The sequence below is a fragment of the Rhizobium brockwellii genome, from assembly GCF_000769405.2.
GTDB lineage: Bacteria > Pseudomonadota > Alphaproteobacteria > Rhizobiales > Rhizobiaceae > Rhizobium > Rhizobium brockwellii.
Genome location: NZ_CP053439.1, coordinates 2,239,891 through 2,258,020, shown reverse-complemented (window position 1 = coordinate 2,258,020; position 18,130 = coordinate 2,239,891). Strand labels below are relative to the sequence as shown.

The 18,130-nt window shown below is 60.1% G+C and carries 15 protein-coding genes and 1 riboswitch; of the genes, 5 read left to right on the top strand and 10 right to left on the bottom strand.

Going from position 1 to position 18,130, the window contains the following annotated elements; translation table 11 throughout:
* Positions 1-222: 222 nt before the first annotated feature.
* The 3 genes from RLCC275e_RS11290 to RLCC275e_RS11280 form a co-directional block, all read right to left on the bottom strand.
* Entirely contained in the window at positions 223-2,061 is a 1,839-nt protein-coding gene (locus RLCC275e_RS11290) for an ABC transporter ATP-binding protein (protein ID WP_033182335.1), read from the bottom strand.
* A gap of 204 nt (positions 2,062-2,265) precedes the next feature.
* On the bottom strand, positions 2,266-4,002 hold the full coding sequence (locus tag RLCC275e_RS11285; protein ID WP_033182336.1) for a pilus assembly protein TadG-related protein: 1,737 nt from the start codon (positions 4,000-4,002) through the stop codon (positions 2,266-2,268).
* Between the two features lies 1 nt (position 4,003).
* Complete coding sequence (locus RLCC275e_RS11280) at positions 4,004-4,426, bottom strand: TadE/TadG family type IV pilus assembly protein (RefSeq protein ID WP_033182337.1); 423 nt, start codon at positions 4,424-4,426, stop codon at positions 4,004-4,006.
* 366 nt (positions 4,427-4,792) lie between these two features.
* On the opposite strand from RLCC275e_RS11280, the gene RLCC275e_RS11275 reads away from it, so the two are divergent.
* Complete coding sequence (locus tag RLCC275e_RS11275) at positions 4,793-5,191, top strand: GFA family protein (protein ID WP_033182339.1); 399 nt, start codon at positions 4,793-4,795, stop codon at positions 5,189-5,191.
* Here RLCC275e_RS11275 and RLCC275e_RS11270 read toward each other — a convergent pair.
* Complete coding sequence (locus tag RLCC275e_RS11270) at positions 5,188-5,718, bottom strand: DUF1003 domain-containing protein (RefSeq protein ID WP_033182340.1); 531 nt, start codon at positions 5,716-5,718, stop codon at positions 5,188-5,190. The genes RLCC275e_RS11275 and RLCC275e_RS11270 overlap by 4 nt on opposite strands.
* Before the next feature lie 194 nt (positions 5,719-5,912).
* Here RLCC275e_RS11270 and RLCC275e_RS11265 point away from each other — a divergent pair, with 194 nt between their 5' ends.
* Positions 5,913-7,592 (top strand): NAD+ synthase, encoded by a 1,680-nt coding sequence (locus RLCC275e_RS11265; protein WP_033182452.1) that lies wholly within the window; start codon positions 5,913-5,915, stop codon positions 7,590-7,592.
* A gap of 62 nt (positions 7,593-7,654) precedes the next feature.
* Complete coding sequence (locus RLCC275e_RS11260; RefSeq protein WP_033182341.1) at positions 7,655-8,485, top strand: TolB family protein; 831 nt, start codon at positions 7,655-7,657, stop codon at positions 8,483-8,485.
* Positions 8,486-8,545: 60 nt separating this feature from the next.
* On the opposite strand, the gene RLCC275e_RS11255 is transcribed toward RLCC275e_RS11260, so the two are convergent.
* Complete coding sequence (locus RLCC275e_RS11255) at positions 8,546-9,001, bottom strand: hypothetical protein (protein WP_245276839.1); 456 nt, start codon at positions 8,999-9,001, stop codon at positions 8,546-8,548.
* Between the two features lie 409 nt (positions 9,002-9,410).
* Here RLCC275e_RS11255 and RLCC275e_RS11250 point away from each other — a divergent pair, with 409 nt between their 5' ends.
* Positions 9,411-9,977, top strand: coding sequence for a hypothetical protein (locus RLCC275e_RS11250; protein ID WP_028741215.1), 567 nt, complete (start codon positions 9,411-9,413; stop codon positions 9,975-9,977).
* 236 nt (positions 9,978-10,213) lie between these two features.
* Here the strand turns inward: RLCC275e_RS11250 and RLCC275e_RS11245 are convergent, their stop codons facing one another.
* The 4 genes from RLCC275e_RS11245 to RLCC275e_RS11230 form a co-directional block, all read right to left on the bottom strand.
* Complete coding sequence (locus RLCC275e_RS11245; RefSeq protein WP_033182342.1) at positions 10,214-11,281, bottom strand: 3-deoxy-7-phosphoheptulonate synthase; 1,068 nt, start codon at positions 11,279-11,281, stop codon at positions 10,214-10,216.
* Between the two features lie 381 nt (positions 11,282-11,662).
* Entirely contained in the window at positions 11,663-12,244 is a 582-nt protein-coding gene (locus RLCC275e_RS11240) for a hypothetical protein (RefSeq protein WP_033182343.1), read from the bottom strand.
* 59 nt (positions 12,245-12,303) lie between these two features.
* Positions 12,304-14,190 (bottom strand): methyl-accepting chemotaxis protein, encoded by a 1,887-nt coding sequence (locus RLCC275e_RS11235; RefSeq protein WP_033182344.1) that lies wholly within the window; start codon positions 14,188-14,190, stop codon positions 12,304-12,306.
* Positions 14,191-14,411: 221 nt separating this feature from the next.
* Positions 14,412-15,818, bottom strand: a complete 1,407-nt coding sequence (locus RLCC275e_RS11230) for an MFS transporter (RefSeq protein WP_130707662.1) — start codon at positions 15,816-15,818, stop codon at positions 14,412-14,414.
* Between the two features lie 173 nt (positions 15,819-15,991).
* A riboswitch (cobalamin riboswitch) is annotated at positions 15,992-16,179 on the top strand.
* A gap of 42 nt (positions 16,180-16,221) precedes the next feature.
* Between RLCC275e_RS11230 and bluB the strand changes: the two genes are divergently transcribed.
* Positions 16,222-16,908 carry a 5,6-dimethylbenzimidazole synthase gene (gene bluB / locus RLCC275e_RS11225; protein WP_033182345.1) on the top strand — a complete coding sequence of 229 codons (687 nt, stop codon included), beginning with the start codon at positions 16,222-16,224 and terminating at the stop codon, positions 16,906-16,908.
* Between the two features lie 241 nt (positions 16,909-17,149).
* On the opposite strand, the gene RLCC275e_RS11220 is transcribed toward bluB, so the two are convergent.
* The gene (locus RLCC275e_RS11220; protein ID WP_033182346.1) at positions 17,150-17,992 is read right to left on the bottom strand and encodes a PhzF family phenazine biosynthesis protein; all 843 of its coding nucleotides are present in this window, start codon (positions 17,990-17,992) and stop codon (positions 17,150-17,152) included.
* Between the last annotated feature and the right edge of the window lie 138 nt (positions 17,993-18,130).

Genomic DNA, 18,130 nt, shown 5'->3' with positions numbered 1-18,130 from the left:
TGTAGATGCTCGGGACAAGCCCGAGCATGACGAAAGAGGAGTTGGCCGACTTGTTAGAGCATGATGCCGAAAAGTCTGAGTGGTTTTCTGGCGACATCATGCTCTAACTACTTAATTTAGAACAGGATTCAGATTTTAGGCCGACCCGGCCTAAAATCATCCTGTTCAAGCAGCCCGGCGAACCGCCGGGTTTTTTGTTGCCGTGCACGCGAACCAGCCTCCTCATATACTCGCCTGGACGCTGTGCAGATTGGCGTAGACGCCGTCTTGCGCCATGAGCTCGTCATGTGTGCCCTGTTCGACGATGCCATCAGCCGTCAGGACCAGGATGCGGTCGGCATGGCGGACGGTCGACAGACGGTGGGCGATGACCAGGGTGGTTCGGCCATTTGCCAGGCTGAGCAGCGCCTGCTGCACCGCCCGTTCACTCTCGTTGTCGAGCGCGCTGGTCGCCTCATCGAAGATCAGGATCTCAGGGTTCTTGAGGAAGGCGCGGGCGATGGTGATGCGTTGGCGCTGGCCGCCTGACAGTTTGACGCCGCGTTGGCCGATATCGGTGTCGTAGCCATGTGGCAGAGCCATGATGAAGTCGTGCGCATTGGCGGCGCGTGCCGCGGCTTCCAGCTCGGCGTCCGTGGCATCTGGCCGGCCGTAGCGCAGGTTTTCCGCCACGGTGCCGGCAAAGAGGTAGACATCCTGCTGCACCACCCCGACATGGCGCCGGAGCGAGGCAAGCGTCACCTCGCGTATATCGGTGCCATCGATGCGGATCGTCCCGGCCTGCACATCGTAGAAGCGCGGTATCAGCGCGCACAAGGTGCTCTTGCCGACGCCTGACGGGCCGACCAGGGCCACGAACTCGCCGGGTGTGATGGTCAGCGACAGCCGTTCGAGCACGCGCGGGCCATCGGCCTCGTAGCCGAAGGCGACATCGGTGAAACTGATCTCGCCCTTGGGGGCCGGTATCGGACGGGCGGCCGGTCCGTCGGTGATATCGGGAGCGATCTCCAGGATTTCCATCGCCCTGATGAAGCCGGTGTAGCCTTCCTGCCAGAGGCGCACGAAATTGGCGAGCCGCTGCACGGGATCAACAAGCACGGCGACGCAAAGCAGGAAGGTCAGCATGTCAGGCACGGTCAGCTCCGCTGCCAGGATGCGCAGGCCGCCGACGATGATGACCAGTATGGTGATGAGCTGGGCGAAGGTTTCGGTGCCGACCGAGAACCAGGCCTCGCTGCGATAACCCTCGGCGCGGCTGTGCAGGAAGCGCCGGTTCTGCTCGGCGAAGCGCTCCCGCTCCAGCGCTTCGTTGGCGAAGGACTGGACGACGCGGATGCCGGCCAGAGCATCCTCCACCCGCTCGTTGACGGCGGCGATCTGCCGCTTGCTGGCTTCGAGCGCCCGGTTCATGCGCCGATTGAAATGCAGCGCATAGACCACCGCCACCGGCGTGAGCAGAAGGATGAGGCCCGCCAGCGGCGGATCGATGAAGAACAGCACCAGCATGGCGCCGCTATATTTGAGCACGCCGATGGCGAGATCCTCGGGGCCATGGTGAAAGAGTTCACCCAGCCACAGGCTGTCATTGGTGATGCGGCTCATCAGCTGCCCGGTGCGCTGGCGGTCGTAGAAGCTGAAGGAGAGCTTCTGACAATGCTCGAACAGTTCCTGACGGACCGTCGCTTCGATCCGGGCGCCCATCACATGGCCGCGATAATCGACGAAAAAGATCGCAACGATCTGGACCGCGAGAACGGCAAGCATGACGCCGCCCATCGCCAGGATCTGTGCGAAGGCCTGCGGGGCGTCGGGCAGGGCCAGAAGGCGGCTGGTGACGACGTTGGCGCAGAGCGGCAGGGCGACCGCCGTGCCGGCGACGAGGATGGCGCATAGCAGATCCGCCAGCAGCAAAGGCAGATGCGGCCGATAATAGGAGAGGAATTTGAGCATGCGCGGCCTACCCCGGTCGCGGTCGGCGGTATTCGGGTCGTCGCGGAAGAAGTTCAGGAAGAGGTTATGGCGTCGCGAGCTTTTCCTCGCGCGGGAGAACGGAATGTTCATGAAGCTGAATGTCCTTGTGGGGGTATGTTCCTTTCTGTTTGGACAGGGTCGCTCTCATGTCAGTCTCCCGTGGATGAATTGAGCTCTTAGTATCGCCGACAACCGCGCATGATTCAATGCGTCGACGGGATGAGGCGGCCGGGTGTTGTCGACGAGCAACAGGTTCGAAGCCCAATTCGGACTAAGCAGGGGCGATGCTTGGCCTCATTGTACCAGCACCGATTGCTGGCAGCGTACATCGGTGACACGCACGTCGGCTTCGCCGATCTTGACGCCGAGCAGCGTCAGGAGGTTGAAGAGCAGCTCGTCGAGCGGCTTGGTCAGGCCGGAGAGCGTATCGGCGACGGCGCTCTGCACCACGGTCTTCGACAGGCCGATGCCGAGGCCGAGAATGGAGACCTGGATATCGGTCTCCTTGACCAGCGACGCCATGGCCGAGGTCAGCGTATCCTTGGTCGAGACGTTCTTGATGGTGTTGGCAGCGATGTCGGCCGGCTGGAAGGTCAGCTTGGTCTTGCTGAGATTGGTCACGTTGACATGGGCAAGGCCGGATACGCTGAGCAGCGTCGCGTCGATCAGCGTGGCGCGGGTGACGCGTGGCGCGCTGCCGAAATTGACGAAGGCGTTCGGATCGACGTCGCCGAGCGACAGTTCCGCAACGCCTGGCACGACCTCGACGCCGACACTGGCATTTTTGGCGCCGCCGCCGAGACAGGAAATGCTCGCGAGCCTGGCCTCGGCATGAGCGACTTCGAGATAAAGGGGCACGCGTACCTTCAGCCCGGCGAGGGAATTGGCGCCGAGCACTGACACTTCGAGCGCCAGGCGCACCTGCGCGGTGCGGACGGTGGCGCCAACGGCGCCGATCCCGTTCGAGGCAGCACCCTTCGGCATCTCGCCGATCGCAAGCGTCAGTTTGACCGTGGCAAGCCCGGGCACGGAGGCGCCCAGATTGGCGGCGACCTGCTTCTTCTGGTTTGCGGCAACGGCTGCCGCCGAGACGATATCCATCACGCTCGCCTCGGCCGAGAGGTGTGAGCCGCTGCCGATCATGCGCTCACCGGTCGAGCCGAGGTCGAAGAGATCCTCAAGCTTGATCTTGACCTGCGTCGTGCCGAGCGCCTTTTCAATCGTATTGAGCGCATTGGTGACGGTGGGCGTGAGGCCGCCTGTCTTGCCGAGCGTCTTCAAGAGTCTGGGATAAGAGATGTCGGTCGCCAGCAGCTCGTCATAGGTGCCGGCGGTAAGGTTGAGATCGGTCGCCAGCATGTCGAGGAAGGGGAGCAACTTGATATCGGCTGATGTGAGCGCCTCGTAGTCGGCGACCTTCAGCGAGAGGCTGGTGCCGAGCAGGCTGCCGAGCAGCGAGTTCAGGACGCCGCCATTGAGGCTTGCCAGCCGCGAGCCGATTGAGAAGGCGGCAAGCTTGGAGGCCGAGGCGGTGCCGACTGCCCTGAGATTGGGAGCGGCGGCAAAGGCGGTGGCGAAGATCAGCTCCGCCTTCTGGTTGATGCCGACCTTCACCGCGTCGTAGGGCTGGGCGCCGGCGGCAAAACGGCTGCCGAGCGGCACTGAGGCATCGGCGAGATAGGTGCCGGGAGTGAAGTCGGCGACGGCGTCGAATTGCGTCAGGTCAGATGTCAGCGGCAGCGCGCCCTTCTTCGTCGCATAAGCCGTGTCGGTGCGGACGGCGATGTTGAGGCCGTTCTGGTCGAAATTGGCGACGAGGTTATCGGCGGCGTGGTTGATGTCGGCGGCGGCGACGATGGCGCCGATATCGCTCAGCTGCTGCAGGCGCCGCTGCTGCAGCGTCATCATGCCATAGTCAACGCCGAGACCGAGCGAATAGAGGATCAGGGGAGCTGAGAGCGCTGCCATGATGGCGATATTGCCTGACGCATTGGTGGCGAGGTAGCGCAGGCGGGTCTTGAAGCTACGCATCTCAAAGCCCTCCCATCCGGATGGTCGCGAAGCGTCGGATCATGTGGTCGGGCAGAGGAAAAGTGTAGAGGTTCCAGATCGGCAGGTTGTTGGCGTCGTATTCCGCCGTCACGGTGAACTGGTTGGCATTGCCGGGGTCGGTGGTGACGGTGACGTGCAATTTGGTCTTATCGAGCAGCGGATGGTCGATGGTCGAGCGGCTGATAAAATCATCTACCAGCTGCGATCGCTCCTGGCTGGTCATGCCAGCAACGGCGGTGCGCGCGGCATCAGCGGTCAGCTGTTGCACCGCGTGGGAAGCGCTCAGATAGATGCCGTAAGCAATCATTGTCAGGACGATTAGGAGGAAGAGTGGCGCGACGATCGCGAATTCGATCGCCGCAGCGCCGCGGTTGTTCGAAGGGAAGTGGTGGAGAATTCTCATCTTTCACCTCGCAGGCTGACCGCGCTGGACATCGATCAGCGGTTGCGATTGTAGATCAAAAGATATTAATTTTGGATTATCTAATAAACGTAATGGATGTATGTGAATGTTATGAAATACGTATTTCTATCGCAAAATCATAATCTTTCCGCGGAGTTTTCTCTCGGATGCAATCTGTGGTAGTTTCTGTAGTTCGTAGGAGAGCTGCACGCATAAGGAGATTTTGTCTCTCTCAATGCGCCGATGTTTCGCTGTGATACGCACAAGATCTGCGGCCTTCAACATTCCTGATGGCTCGTTCAGAGAAATGGATTTGACGGCGGAGACGATCGGCGGCAACGTTCCTTTCAGGAACAGGGACCGACCATGGCCGAGCGACATACAGGCGGCTGCCTTTGCGGCGCCGTGCGATTTTCAACGATGGCGAAGCCAGGACCTGTTATCGGCTGCCATTGCTCGCAATGCCGCCGGCAGACGGGGTTTTATTATGCCGCGGTCAACGTGGCCCGCGCGGCTCTTTCGGTCGATGGCGCCGAGGCGGTCCGTTGGTACCGGTCGAGCGAGGAGGCGCAGCGCGGCTTTTGCTCGAATTGCGGCTCCGCGCTGTTCTGGCAGTCGGATGGATCGGCGGAGATTTCGATCATGGCCGGCGCCTTCGACGAGCCGAGCGGCCTTGCCTTCGGCCATCACATCTACTGCGCCGACAAGGGCGATTTCTACGAGATAACGGACAACCTGCCGCAATATCAGGTGACTCCGGTTTAGCCCTTGGCGGCAAGCGCAGCTGTGAGGCGGGCCACATCCTCGCGCAGCGCCGTCAGCTCGGTCAGCACGCTCATATCGATCTTTTGGTGCAGCGAGAGCACTTCGAGCTCGGCCTTGAGATTGACCTCGTAATCCTTTGCGGCCTCGAAACGGTCGCGCTCGGCCTGGCGGTTCTGGGACATCATGATGATCGGCGCCTGGATGGCGGCGATCATCGACAGGATCAGATTCAGAAAAATGAAGGGGTATGGGTCGAAGGGATGCGCCACCAGACCAATGGTGTTCAGCAGTGTCCAGACGACGAGAAAGGCGAGGAAGGCGAGTATGAAGGACCAGGAGCCGCCGACGCGGGCGATGCCATCGGCGATACGTTCGCCGAAGGAGGCTTCGGCGGACAACACCGCATTGACGTCGGTCGAGATGATCTTGCGTTCATGCGCCTTGGCCAGAACGCGTTTTTCGATATCGCCGAGTTCGTCAGCGGGTTTGCCGAAATGAAGGTGCACGAAGTTCGGAAGATTATACATGGCATGTTCCTGATGCTCGACGCTCTGGCGCGCCAGTATTCTGCTCCGCCGCCAAATTGCAATGCGTATCGGTGCTGCAATGTCTTGCCCGGCGTGGATGCGTGCAAGCTGGTCACAAAAATTTCGGCGCGGCCGATAGCGGCTTTTGGCCCGAACGTGTTGCGATAGCCGGAGGCGCGCGCTAAATGGATGACATGACACAGGAAAACGCTCTTTCGAATATCTTCCGCATCGCCATCGGCCAGCTCAACCCGACGGTTGGCGATGTCGTCGGTAATCTCGCCAAAGCGCGCGAGGCGCGCGTTGATGCCGGCCGCGAGGGTGCGCACCTGCTTGTCCTGACCGAGCTTTTCATCTCCGGCTATCCGCCTGAGGATCTGGTACTGAAGCCCGCCTTCATCCGCGCCTGCTGGAAAGCGGTCGAGAGCCTGGCGGCCGATACCGCCGATGGCGGGCCGGGCGTCATCATCGGCTTTCCCCGGCAGGACGAGACCGGGCGCTACAATTCGGTCGCCGTGCTCGACGGCGGCAAAGTGATCGCGGTGCGCGACAAGATCGACCTGCCGAACTACGGCGAGTTCGACGAGAAGCGCGTCTTCGACCAGGGCGCCATGCCAGGGCCGGTGAATTTCCGCGGCGTACGCATCGGCATTCCGATCTGCGAGGATATCTGGGGCGATCTCGGCGTCTGCGAGACGCTGGCCGAAAGCGGGGCCGAGATCCTGCTGTCGCCGAATGGTTCGCCCTATTATCGCGGCAAGGTCGACATCCGTCATCAGGTGGTGCTGAAGCAGGTGATCGAGACCGGCCTGCCGCTGATCTATGCCGCCCAGCTCGGCGGCCAGGACGAACTCGTCTTCGACGGAGCGAGTTTCGCTTTCAATGCCGACAGGTCGCTCGCCTTCCAGATGAGCCAATTCGAAACGGCGCTGGCGGTGACGACGTGGACGCGCGGCGACAGCGGCTGGCATTGCGCCGAAGGGCCGATGGCGCATATCCCTGAAAGCGAGGAGGCCGATTACCGTGCCTGCCTGCTGGGTTTTCGCGACTACGTCAACAAGAACGGCTTCAAGACCGTGGTGCTCGGCCTTTCCGGCGGTATCGATTCGGCGATCTGCGCGGCAATCGCGGTCGATGCGCTGGGCGAAGAGCGGGTGCGCACCGTCATGCTGCCCTATCGATACACCTCCGAGGATTCGCTGAAGGATGCGGCCGATTGCGCCAAGGCGCTCGGCTGCCGCTACGACATCGTGCCGATCGAACAGCCGGTGACGGGTTTCAGCAGCGCTCTCGCCAGCCTTTTCGAAGGCACGGATAGCGGCATCACCGAAGAGAACCTGCAGAGCCGGGCGCGCGGCGTCATCCTGATGGCGATCTCCAACAAATTCGGCTCGATGGTGGTGACTACTGGTAATAAGTCGGAAATGTCGGTCGGCTACGCCACGCTCTACGGCGACATGAACGGCGGATTCAATCCGATCAAGGACCTCTACAAGATGCAGGTCTATGCGATTTCCCGCTGGCGTAACGAAAACGTGCCGCCGGGTGCGCTGGGGCCGTCGGGCGAGGTGATCCCGCAGAATATCATCGACAAGGCGCCTTCGGCCGAGCTTCGTCCCGACCAGAAGGACCAGGATTCGCTGCCGCCCTATCCCGTGCTCGACGATATCCTTGAATGCCTGGTGGAGAAGGAGATGGCGGTCGAGGAGATCGTCGCACGCGGCCATGATGTTGCGACCGTTCACCGGGTCGAGCATCTCCTCTATCTCGCCGAATACAAGCGCCGGCAATCGGCGCCGGGCGTGAAGATCACCAAGAAGAATTTCGGCCGCGACCGACGTTATCCGATCACCAATCGCTTCAGGGATCGCTGACGCAATCGAGATCGCTGACGCAATCGAGATCGCTGACGGCATCAGGACTTTCAGGAGGAAACATGCGCAGCTCGGTTGAGATCTACAATGTCAGGACGGGCAGGGCTCGCGAGGTCTGGCAGACGGACAGGCTGGTGGAGGCCCCGAACTTTTCGCCTGATGGTTCCTACCTGCTGCTGAATGGCGACGGGCTGCTCTATCGCCTGGCGCTCGATGGCGGCGAGGTGGTCAAGGTCGATACCGGCTTTGCCGTCAACTGCAACAATGACCACGGCATTTCGCCCGATGGCACACAGATTGTCATCTCCGACAAGACCGAATTCGGCAAGTCGGCGATCTACACCTTGCCGATCGAAGGCGGCACGCCGCGGCTTGTTACTCAGAACCTGCCGTCCTACTGGCATGGCTGGTCGCCGGATGGGCGCCAGCTTGCCTATTGCGGCATCCGCGACGACCTCTTCGATATCTACACCATCTCCGTCGACGGCGGGGACGAGACGCGGCTGACGCATGGCGAAGGGCGCAATGACGGGCCGGACTGGTCTGCGGACGGCCAGTGGATCTATTTCAATTCCAGCCGTACCGGGCTGATGCAGATTTGGCGCGTCCATCCCGACGGCACGGGTCTCCAGCAGGTGACATCAGACGATTACGGCAACTGGTTCGCCCATCCGTCGCCCAACAACGACATGGTCCTGCTCCTGTCCTACGACCCGTCGGTATTCGACCATCCGCGCGACCTCGACGTACGGCTGCGGCTGATGGACATGGATGGCGGCAATCTGAAGACGTTGTTCGAGCTGTTCGGCGGGCAGGGCACGATCAACGTGCCCTGCTGGTCACCAGACGGTGACGAGTTTGCCTATGTGCGGTATTTCCCGGTGAACTTTTGAGAGCGACGCACGGCCATTTAGTGATCGGGTGGTGGGTATCTGATGATATCGAGAGACCACCTACTCGAACACTTTGCTGGGAACCGTTTCAGAAACGGGCTGTCTTTTAACGCCAGCGGCGGCCATTAGCCAGAACAGTCCACCAGCAGCAAAGCCGAATACAGCTGTCACTGCGAGGAATTTGAGGGTCTCCAGCAATCCCCACCATGTCATCATGCCGTTTTGGTAAGTGATGTGGTCACCAGTATAAGCCTCGTCAGGGCCGAAAAATGCAACTAGGCACATCCAGGGGAAGGTCGCAACAAAGGCCCCAACCATCGCGCAATTTGCAAGGGACGGCCATACACGTCGCCTGAAGTAGAATAGCAATGGAATCCCCAACACAGCAGTTGGCGGATACGCACCAATGAGCGCGACGGCCTGAGTTGTTCGGATAACGCGCTCGGTCATATCCGGCAGGCCCTGATACAGTGGGCTGTAAAGAGCGTATGCGAAGGACGCGATTAAGGGAACCACGATCAACGCAATCGCTATTCTCCACCAAGGTGGATACGGAAGAGTTTCTACAGGCATGCGTCCGCTATCGAAAAAGTTTATTCGGCAGGATTGCACGTTACAGTGTGCGTGACAACGTCGCGCCTGGGCTCATCTCCGAATTGCTGATGCGAACGCTTATGAGGGGTGGGTGATTGGGGGACTGCCAAGGTTTGATTGCAGTTGCTGCCTCCGGTTCCGTGCACCTCGCCGAAGCGGACGAGGTATTCTATTTCAGGATGAGCTGTGGCATTCATTCATCTTCTTAATTGTGGGGAAATATCGTGACCTGAATATCAGTGCTATTCTGGCTGTTAACGACTGGTCGCCCACTGCTCCAACTCGCTCTTTTGGCATCCGCAAACATGAAGATGAAACTGGAGGTGGAGACTTGCTGGCTCTCTTGAGATGCGCGTGGACGCTACGTGGTTTTATGATCGCCGGCTCCGTGGTGGCAATGGGTTTCACGCTCGCAGGATGTTCATATCTTTTTGTCCGTGGTGTCGAGGGAAGCTACCTTGCAACGGGTACTCCGGTGGTCGGAAAGGTGACTGCGAGGAACGAGAGTGAGGAGATGGGTGGAACGATTGAGATCGGCTCTGCCGAAAGGCAGCAATGCAAGGGTCGCTACAGCGTGTCGCAGGTGAAGACAAATTTCTGGAAGCTGGAGACCGGCGAGCGAACCTATCGCGGGAAGATCTACTGTCTGGATGGTCGAGCAGGGGCGTTTGAACTCATATCGAAGGATAAGGGGAAAACCGGCTCGATCACCGGCGAAATCAATGGCGAGGCATTTCAACTCGATATGTTCGAATCGAAGAGCCGTGACTGCATGACGGAAGAATGCAGATGGGGCTTGAAGTGGACTTACGAAAAAGAGCGCGACGACATGCGTACTTATTACAGGGTCGCGACTGAACACGGGCCCGATTCAGTGCATCCACGGCTGCTCTATTGAATCTGCTCCTATTCCGCGTGCCGATGATCCGGCCTCGGGCTCCACCCATGATGGCGGGGCGGTTGGTTGGTAACCCCACGTTGCTCGTACCAGTTTTCAAATCGGAACTTGGATCGATCATCCGGGCGTGAGTTATGAAGCCGTATCCGGTAGACGTACCCATGAGATAACCGGGGTTGGCCCCCACCGCCCTGTTGGGCGGCGGGATATCTGCCCGCCGCGCTTGATAGTGCCGCTCAGGCCGCGACGGCGGCCTTGCGACGATCGCGGACGGCGTGGGCCAGATTATCGAGCACGTCGACCGACATGTCCCAATCGATGCAGCCGTCGGTGATGGACTGGCCGTAGACCAGCGGCTTGCCGGGAATGAGATCCTGGCGGCCGGCGACGAGGTTGCTTTCGATCATCATGCCCTTGATGTCGTTGTTCCCGGCGGCGATCTGCGCGGCGACGGATTTGACGACAATCGGCTGGTTCATCGGGTCCTTACCGCTGTTGGCATGGCTGGCATCGACGAGGATGCGGGGGGCGACGGCGAGCTTGACGGCTTCGTTCGTGACAGCCTCGACGTCGGCAGCTTCATAGTTCGGCCGCTTGCCGCCGCGCAGGATGATGTGGCAATCGTCATTGCCTGTTGTCGAGGCGATGGCCGCTTGGCCGTCCTTCGTTACCGCCGGGAAGTGATGCGGTTGCGAGGCGGCGAGGATGGCATCCAGCGCAACGCGGACGCCGCCGTCGGTGCCGTTCTTGAAGCCGATCGGGCAGGAGAGGCCGGAGGCGAGCTGGCGATGGATCTGGCTTTCGGTCGTGCGCGCGCCGATCGCGCCCCAACTGACGAGGTCGGCGATGTACTGCGGCGTGATCGTGTCGAGGAATTCGACGCCGGCCGGAAGGCCCATCGCATTGATGTCGAGCAGCAGACGCCGGGCGATGCGCAGGCCTTCCTCAATGCGGTAGCTGCCGTCGAGATGCGGGTCGTTCATCAGGCCCTTCCAGCCGACGGTGGTACGGGGCTTTTCGAAATAGACGCGCATGACGATCTCGAGATCGCCGGCGAAGCGCTGCCGCTGTTCCGCGAGCCGAGCGGCATAGTCCCTGGCGGCAACGGGATCATGGATCGAGCAGGGGCCGATAACGACGATCAGGCGATCGTCGTCGCCCCGAAGAATTTGGTGGATCGCATCGCGATTGCTGGTCACGGTCTTGCTGACATCAGCATTGCGGGGAATTTCCGCAATGATATCGGCAGGCTTGGTCAAGGGGGTAATTTCGACGATACGCAGATCGTCAATGGTATCAGACACGGTATGGCTCCTGTTTGGTCATACCCGCGCGGAACAAAAAAGCCGCCAGGTAGACTAGCGGCTGTTCGGGTTGTCGTCGCGTCGAATTCAGTTACGCATGGACCCGCATCCGCTGTGAGCAGCGGTACCAATAAAATCGCGAGGCGTTGATTGATGTGATCGACATGGCGCGTATGTAACGTCACGCCCAGGCGTTGTCACGCGGAATTTTCTGTCTGAAAATCGGGCACTCTTGTGGAAGATACACCCGGGGACCCACAAAGCACGTCGCATTCGATCTCTCTTATGCGACGTGCTCCAAGTCGTTGTTTATGCATATCGCCTATGCTTTTGGGCGCTATGCATTTGCACTGCTTTACGAACTAAGCACGGTTCCGGATATCAGAGGGCGTCGACGTTGACACCGACGGTGATGGCGCCGATCGGCGTGCCTTTGTCGTCGGATATCGTGACGCTTGCCTGCGACTGCAGCGTCTGGGTCGATTCGTCCTTTTCGATCTCATCGACGAAGACGGCGTCCTTGCCGGCGCCGAAGGACTTCTGGAACTTTGCTTCGTCGCCCTGCCAGTAGTCCGACGTGGTGTCGCTTTGACCGACATTCAGGCCCTTTGCATCCATGACGAAGATTTCCGTGATCTTGCCGCCGGAAGCTTCCTTCTTTCCCTGAAGGAATTTCGACAGTGCATTGTTGAGCACGCCGTCGATCATCGAGTGGTCGGAGCCATCGACTTCGGCACGCCACTTCTTGTCGAGGGCGTCGACGTCGGCTGCGCTGAGATTGGCGTTGGCAGCGTTCTGCGCCTTTACGGCCTCGACGATGGCGGGGTCGTTGAGCCAGGGCTTGACGTCGCTCGTCACGTAGTCGGAGATCGGGGCAAGCTTGGCATCCTGTGCCATGGATGCGCCCATGGGCACGGCAGATGCGGTGCAGGCAAAAAGAAATGCGGTCACAACTTTCTTCATATTGTTCGTTTCCTGATTATCGGTTGCTGAGGAATGCGGCTTATCGGATGGGCTTGGCTTCAGAACTCCTCCCATGCATCGGGAGAAGCGGCTACGGCGGTATTTCCTGCACGGCGCTGCAGGAAAGTTCTTTGCTCGGGGCGGTGCTCGGCGCGGGGTTGACGAGCGGGTTGAGCGGGTTTGGGCTGGCTCATCGCAGATGCGGCGACGGTGAACCGGCCGGCTGAGTCCTGCAGCAGGCGTCCCTGCGACAGTAGCTCGTGGCAGGCGGCGTTCGTTTCCTCGACCATTGCCGCATTCTGCTGTGTCGTCTGGTCCATCTGGTTGATCGCACCATTGATTTCCTGCAGACCCGTCGCCTGTTCGCGATAGGAGTGAACAATGGAAGCGATGCTGTCGCTGATGCGATTGATCTGTTCCTCGATCTTCAGGAGGGCATCGCCGGTCTGATTCACCAGCCCGACGCCGACAGAGACCTCCTGACTGGAAACGTTGATGAGGTTCTTGATTTCCTTGGCTGCATTGGCAGAGCGCTGGGCGAGTTCACGCACTTCCTGGGCGACAACAGCAAAACCCTTGCCGGCCTCGCCGGCGCGTGCGGCTTCGACGCCGGCGTTCAGCGCCAGCAGGTTTGTCTGGAACGCGATTTCGTCGATCACGCCGATGATGCGGCCGATCTGGCTAGACGAGGTTTGGATCCGGTCCATCGCCCCGATCGCATCACGCACAACCGTTGCAGAGACATGCGCGCTCCGCTTCGTCTCCTCGACCAACTGCCCGGCATCTTCGGCGCGTTGCGAGGATGTTCTGACCGTCGTGGTCACTTCATCCAGCGCGGCGGCCGTCTCTTCCAATGCGGCTGCCTGCTGCTCGGTGCGCCTGGCGAGTTGATCCGCGGAGGTCGCCAGCTCGCTCGAACCGGTTTCAACCGCCACGGAAGCGGTCTTGATCTCGGTCAGGGCGGCCGCGACCGCATCGACCATGTTGTTGAAATCCTGCCGCAATTTATCGAATTCGGGACCGACATCGGCCAGATGTATGGAAAAGTCGCCGGCGGCGAGCTGTTCAAGGGCATTTTCGAGGGCGTTCATGACCAGCCGTTGCGTGTTGCTGGCTTCTTCGGTCAACAATGTGTTGCGCGCCCGCTCGGCGTCGAGCGAGGCACTCTGCTCGGCAGCTGCTTGCTCTCTTTCGACCTTGGCGATCGCCTCGTGACGGAAAACTTCCAGGGCACGTGCGAGAAAGCCGATTTCATCGCCGTTTTCCTTGTAGGTAACGGGAGAGACCAGATCGCCCTTCTGCAGCGCGCTGATCCGTTCGCTGATGATCCGGATCGGCCGGCCGACCAGGCTGCGCATGGCGAGAAGGAATGCGGCAACGGCGATGGCGGTGATTGCGGACTGGGTCAGCAGCGAAATCAGCACCTTGTGCTTGACTTCGGCGGCGATTTTCTCGACGGACCAGTTGGTGACGACGTAACCGGTGATCTTTCCCGCTTTATCCAGCGGCAGCGGCGCGATGATCGTCACCACGCCGACAGATATTCCACTGTCGTCGACGGTCGTTTTTTCCGGCTTCGCACTTAGGCTCTTCGCTAGATCGGCTGCGGCGGGCAGACCGCTGATGCCATCGCGCGCCCAGGTGTCGACGGCGGCGAGGTCCGCATTGAATGCGGCAAATTGGACGAGGTCGAGCGAGGGGTCGTCGCGGTAGAGCGAATAAGCTTCGCGAACGGCGTTCGCCTTGCCCCATTTCACGCCGCCAGCGGCCACGGATGCAAACTGCTCGGCATCCTTGGACCAGTTCGCCTTGGCGCCATCGATTAACGCGCGCGTTTCATACATCCACGTATAGGTGGCTAAAGCGGAAATGCCGCAGAGATTGACGGCAACGATGATGGCCGCCAGCTTGGCTGTCAGAGGCAGCGTCTTCAAAAAATGGAACATTCCGCGGGGGCCTCGAAATGCGGCTCAGTCGGATATGTTTTCGACCGGCGTATCAATACGGGCATCACGCTGGCGGTCGCATCATGGACGCTCATGCCCATGCTCTCGCTGCAACCCAAAACGCGCAAACGCAGTGTGTATTTTATGTGTGAATAAATCATAAAGTAGAATTGGACGATCTCACCTCGCTCATCGCGAGGCGCATTCCCGCCACAAGTAATCTAGGAGCTATTTTCCGCCACGGCCTCTTCGGGCTCGGCGTGCCGGCGCTTGCGGCCGCGCGCCGTCAGTTCCGCGCCGGCATCGTGCGGCAGGCGCAGGAAGGTGATGCAGGCCAGCGCCGAAATCGCCGAGACGCTGAAGAAGGCGATGTGGAAATCCGAGACCAGCAGCTTGCCGTCGTGGAAGCTACTGGAAATTTCGAGGATGCCGCCGGCGATCGCCACACCCATCGCCATGGAGATACGCTGGGCAACGGCATTGATCGCGGTTGCCTGGCTGCTGTCGGCATCATCGACGTCGCCGAAGGCCATGGCGTTGACGCCCGAGAAAGCCATGGAGCGGAACAGACCGCCGATCAGCAGGCAGGCCATGATCAGGAACAGCGGCGTTTCGGCGGTGAACAGGCCGTTGATGCCGAGGAAGATCGCCGCCAGCAAGGTGGTGAGCGAGATCACCGTGCGGAAGCCGAAAGCATTGAATGTGCGCGAGGCGGCGAATTTCGAGCCCATGGAGCCGAGCGCGCTGACGAAGGTGACCGAGCCCGATTGCAGCGGCGTCAGGCCGAAGCCGAGCTGGAGCATCAGCGGCATCAGGAAAGGCAGGGCGCCAAGTCCCATGCGGAAATTCGAGGCGCCGAGGATTGCCGCCCGGAACATCGGGTAACGGAACATCTTCGGATCGAGAAGCGGATAGGGCACGCGGCGGGCATGCAGGAGGTAGAGGAGGCCGGCAAGGACGCCGATCGTAACCGTGACATAACCGTAGATAACGGGCACGGCCGGCAGGCTGATCACCGACAGGCCGAAGACGAAGCCGGAGAAGCCGATGCCGCAAAGGAAGAAGCCGGGGAAATCCATCGGCCGCGGGCTGCGCGGCTCGACCGCCGGCAGGAAACGGGTGACGAGGATGATACCGAGCACGCCGATCGGGACGTTGATCCAGAAGATCCAGTGCCAGGTGAGGTAGGTGGTGAGGAAGCCGCCGATCGGCGGACCCATGATCGGACCGATCAAAGCTGGAATGGTAAGCCAGGCCATGGCATCGACGAGTTCGTGACGCGGCGTTCCCCGGACCAGCAGCAAGCGGCTGACCGGCGTCATCATCGAGCCGCCAGCGCCCTGGATCAGGCGTGAGATGACGAAGGCCGTGATCGAGTTGGAAAAGGCGCAGGCGATCGAGCCGATCATGAAAACGACGATCGCCATGCGGAAAATGTTACGCGCGCCGAACCGATCGGACATCCAGCCGCTGATCGGAATGAAGATCGCCAGCGCCACGAGATAGCTGGTGACGGCGAGCTTCAGCGCGATCGGCGAGGTGCCGATATCGGCGGCGATCGCCGGCAGGCTGGTGGCGATCACGGTCGAATCCATCTGTTCCATGAACAGGGCGACCGCAAGGATCATGGGCGTGAGGCGGGGCACGGGCAACCAAAATGCAAAGAGAAAAGTGCGGCGCCATGGGCGTCGGTCAGGATCGGTTTGTTTCTAAGGCAGCGATGCGCCTCTGTCCATGAAATCGATGTCGCATGCAGCGTGTCGGCGGCATGAGGGCCGGCTTGCCGCCGCCGCGCTTTCCTGAAATAGATGCGCCGTCAGGTGCCCGCCGTCCAGGCGGGAGAATCGGGAATCCGGTGCAAGGCCGGAACGTGCCCAACGCTGTAAGGCCGACGCTTGCCGCTTCATCACGCCACTGGCTTCTTGCCGGGAAGGCTGCGGCAGACGGATGACGCCGAGTCAGAAGACCGGCCTGGCTAGATAGACCGATCCGCGCGGACGGCGGGGCGGTTGCGTTGTTGGGGATTTGACGATGCGACCCTTTGATGAGGATGCCCTTTCGGCGGCGTCCGGTTTTTCCTTGGCCGAACGCGAGGCCGTCTATCACGCGATCATGACGCGGCGCGACGTTCGCAGCCAGTTCCTGCCCGATCCCTTGCCGGATGACCTTGTGCGGCGGCTGCTGACGGCGGCCCATCATGCACCCTCCGTGGGCTTCATGCAGCCGTGGAATTTCATTCTGGTGAAAAGCGCAACCGTGCGGGCGCGCGTCCGGGATGCTTTTGCGAGGGCCAACGAGGAGGCGGCGCTGATGTTCGAAGGCGAACGGCGGCGGGCCTACCGCTCGCTCAAGCTCGAAGGCATCGTCGAGGCGCCGCTCGGCATATGCGTGACCTGCGATCCTACTCGCAGCGGCAGCGTGGTACTGGGGCGCACGCACAATCCCAGGATGGATAGCTATTCCACTGTCTGCGCCATCCAGAATCTCTGGCTTGCGGCGCGGGCGGAAGGGGTCGGCATCGGCTGGGTCAGCATCTTTCATGAAGGCGACCTGAAGAGCATTCTCGGCATACCCCAGCATATCGAGGTGGTCGCCTGGCTCTGTGCCGGTTTCGTCGACCGGCTCTATGACGAGCCGGAACTCTCCGTCAAAGGTTGGCGGCAGCGGCTGCCGCTCGATGAACTCGTCTTTCATGATGGATGGGGACTGAACACCTAGGGCAGTGCGGTTGAGCATGGCCTCAATCGCACAGTCACGCCATTGACAGTCAAGGTGAGCAAACCGATGTCGGTATCGTCGACGCCGTGCGAGGCCGAGATATCTTTGTTCCCTTATGCCGAACTCGGCATAAGGGATTTATCCCGAGTCCGAAACTATGCCGAGCCCACCAATTATCGAGGAACTTTCAGTAGGCAGGAAAGCGCCAATTGCAGTCATCGGCCTCAGGCCGATGACTGTCTTAGAGGATAGCTTTTCCGTTTATGCAGGTAACGACATTGCCGCCAACCCAAACATCTTCGGATTCGAGCCGGACATGTACCCGCCCTGACCTGCCCAAGACCGTCCCTTGCGCAGCGATGTATGAAGGCGGAGCGAGATTTGCGGAAATGAGCCATTTTGCCAAACCCGCATTTAGGCTACCAGTGACTGGGTCTTCGTAACCAGCGGCGGTGAAGGCGCGGACCTCGAAATCCACGCCATCGACGTCCCCCAAACATGGTGCAATCAGGCCTACCCTTAGTCCGGAAATACTCTTGTAGTTCGGACGGACACGTAGGACATCGTCTCTGCTTTTCAGGAGCAAGGCCATCCAACCGGGACCGTTGTCTACCCAACTCGCATCGACTATCATCTCAGGTGACAGACTTAGACCGCTCATAACTCGTTTCATTAGATCGTTATCGATATGTCCAGTCTTGATCAAATCTGGAGCCAGAAATGAGAGGATATCGTCGTCTCTTCTGATCCGGATCAAACCCGCCTCACATTCCTGGATGACAACTGGCTGCTTTGGCTTTCCGCCCAAGGTCAGCCATGCGTGGCAGCTACCCAAAGTCGGGTGTCCGGCAAAGGGTAGCTCCTGATGTGGCGTGAAAATTCTGACGCGATAATCAGCATCCGGGACCGTCGGCTTTAGGAGGAAGGTCGTCTCGCTTAGATTGGTCCAGTTGGCAAACTTGGCCATCGTTGATGTATCAAGATCGTCCGCATCCACTACCACCGCAAGTGGATTTCCACCCATTCGCTCCGAGGAAAAAACATCAACCTGTTGAAACGATAGCTCTTTAAGATTGCTGTTCATAGCATCTCCTACTGTTCGTTCGCTAATGGCGTGCGGCAATGTCTATACACAAGGGGCTGCAGAATGCCTTTCGGAGTAACGGATGCAGACAAAGATTTTCGCTTCGGGCCATACCCGGTCTTCCAAAGCGTTCAAATT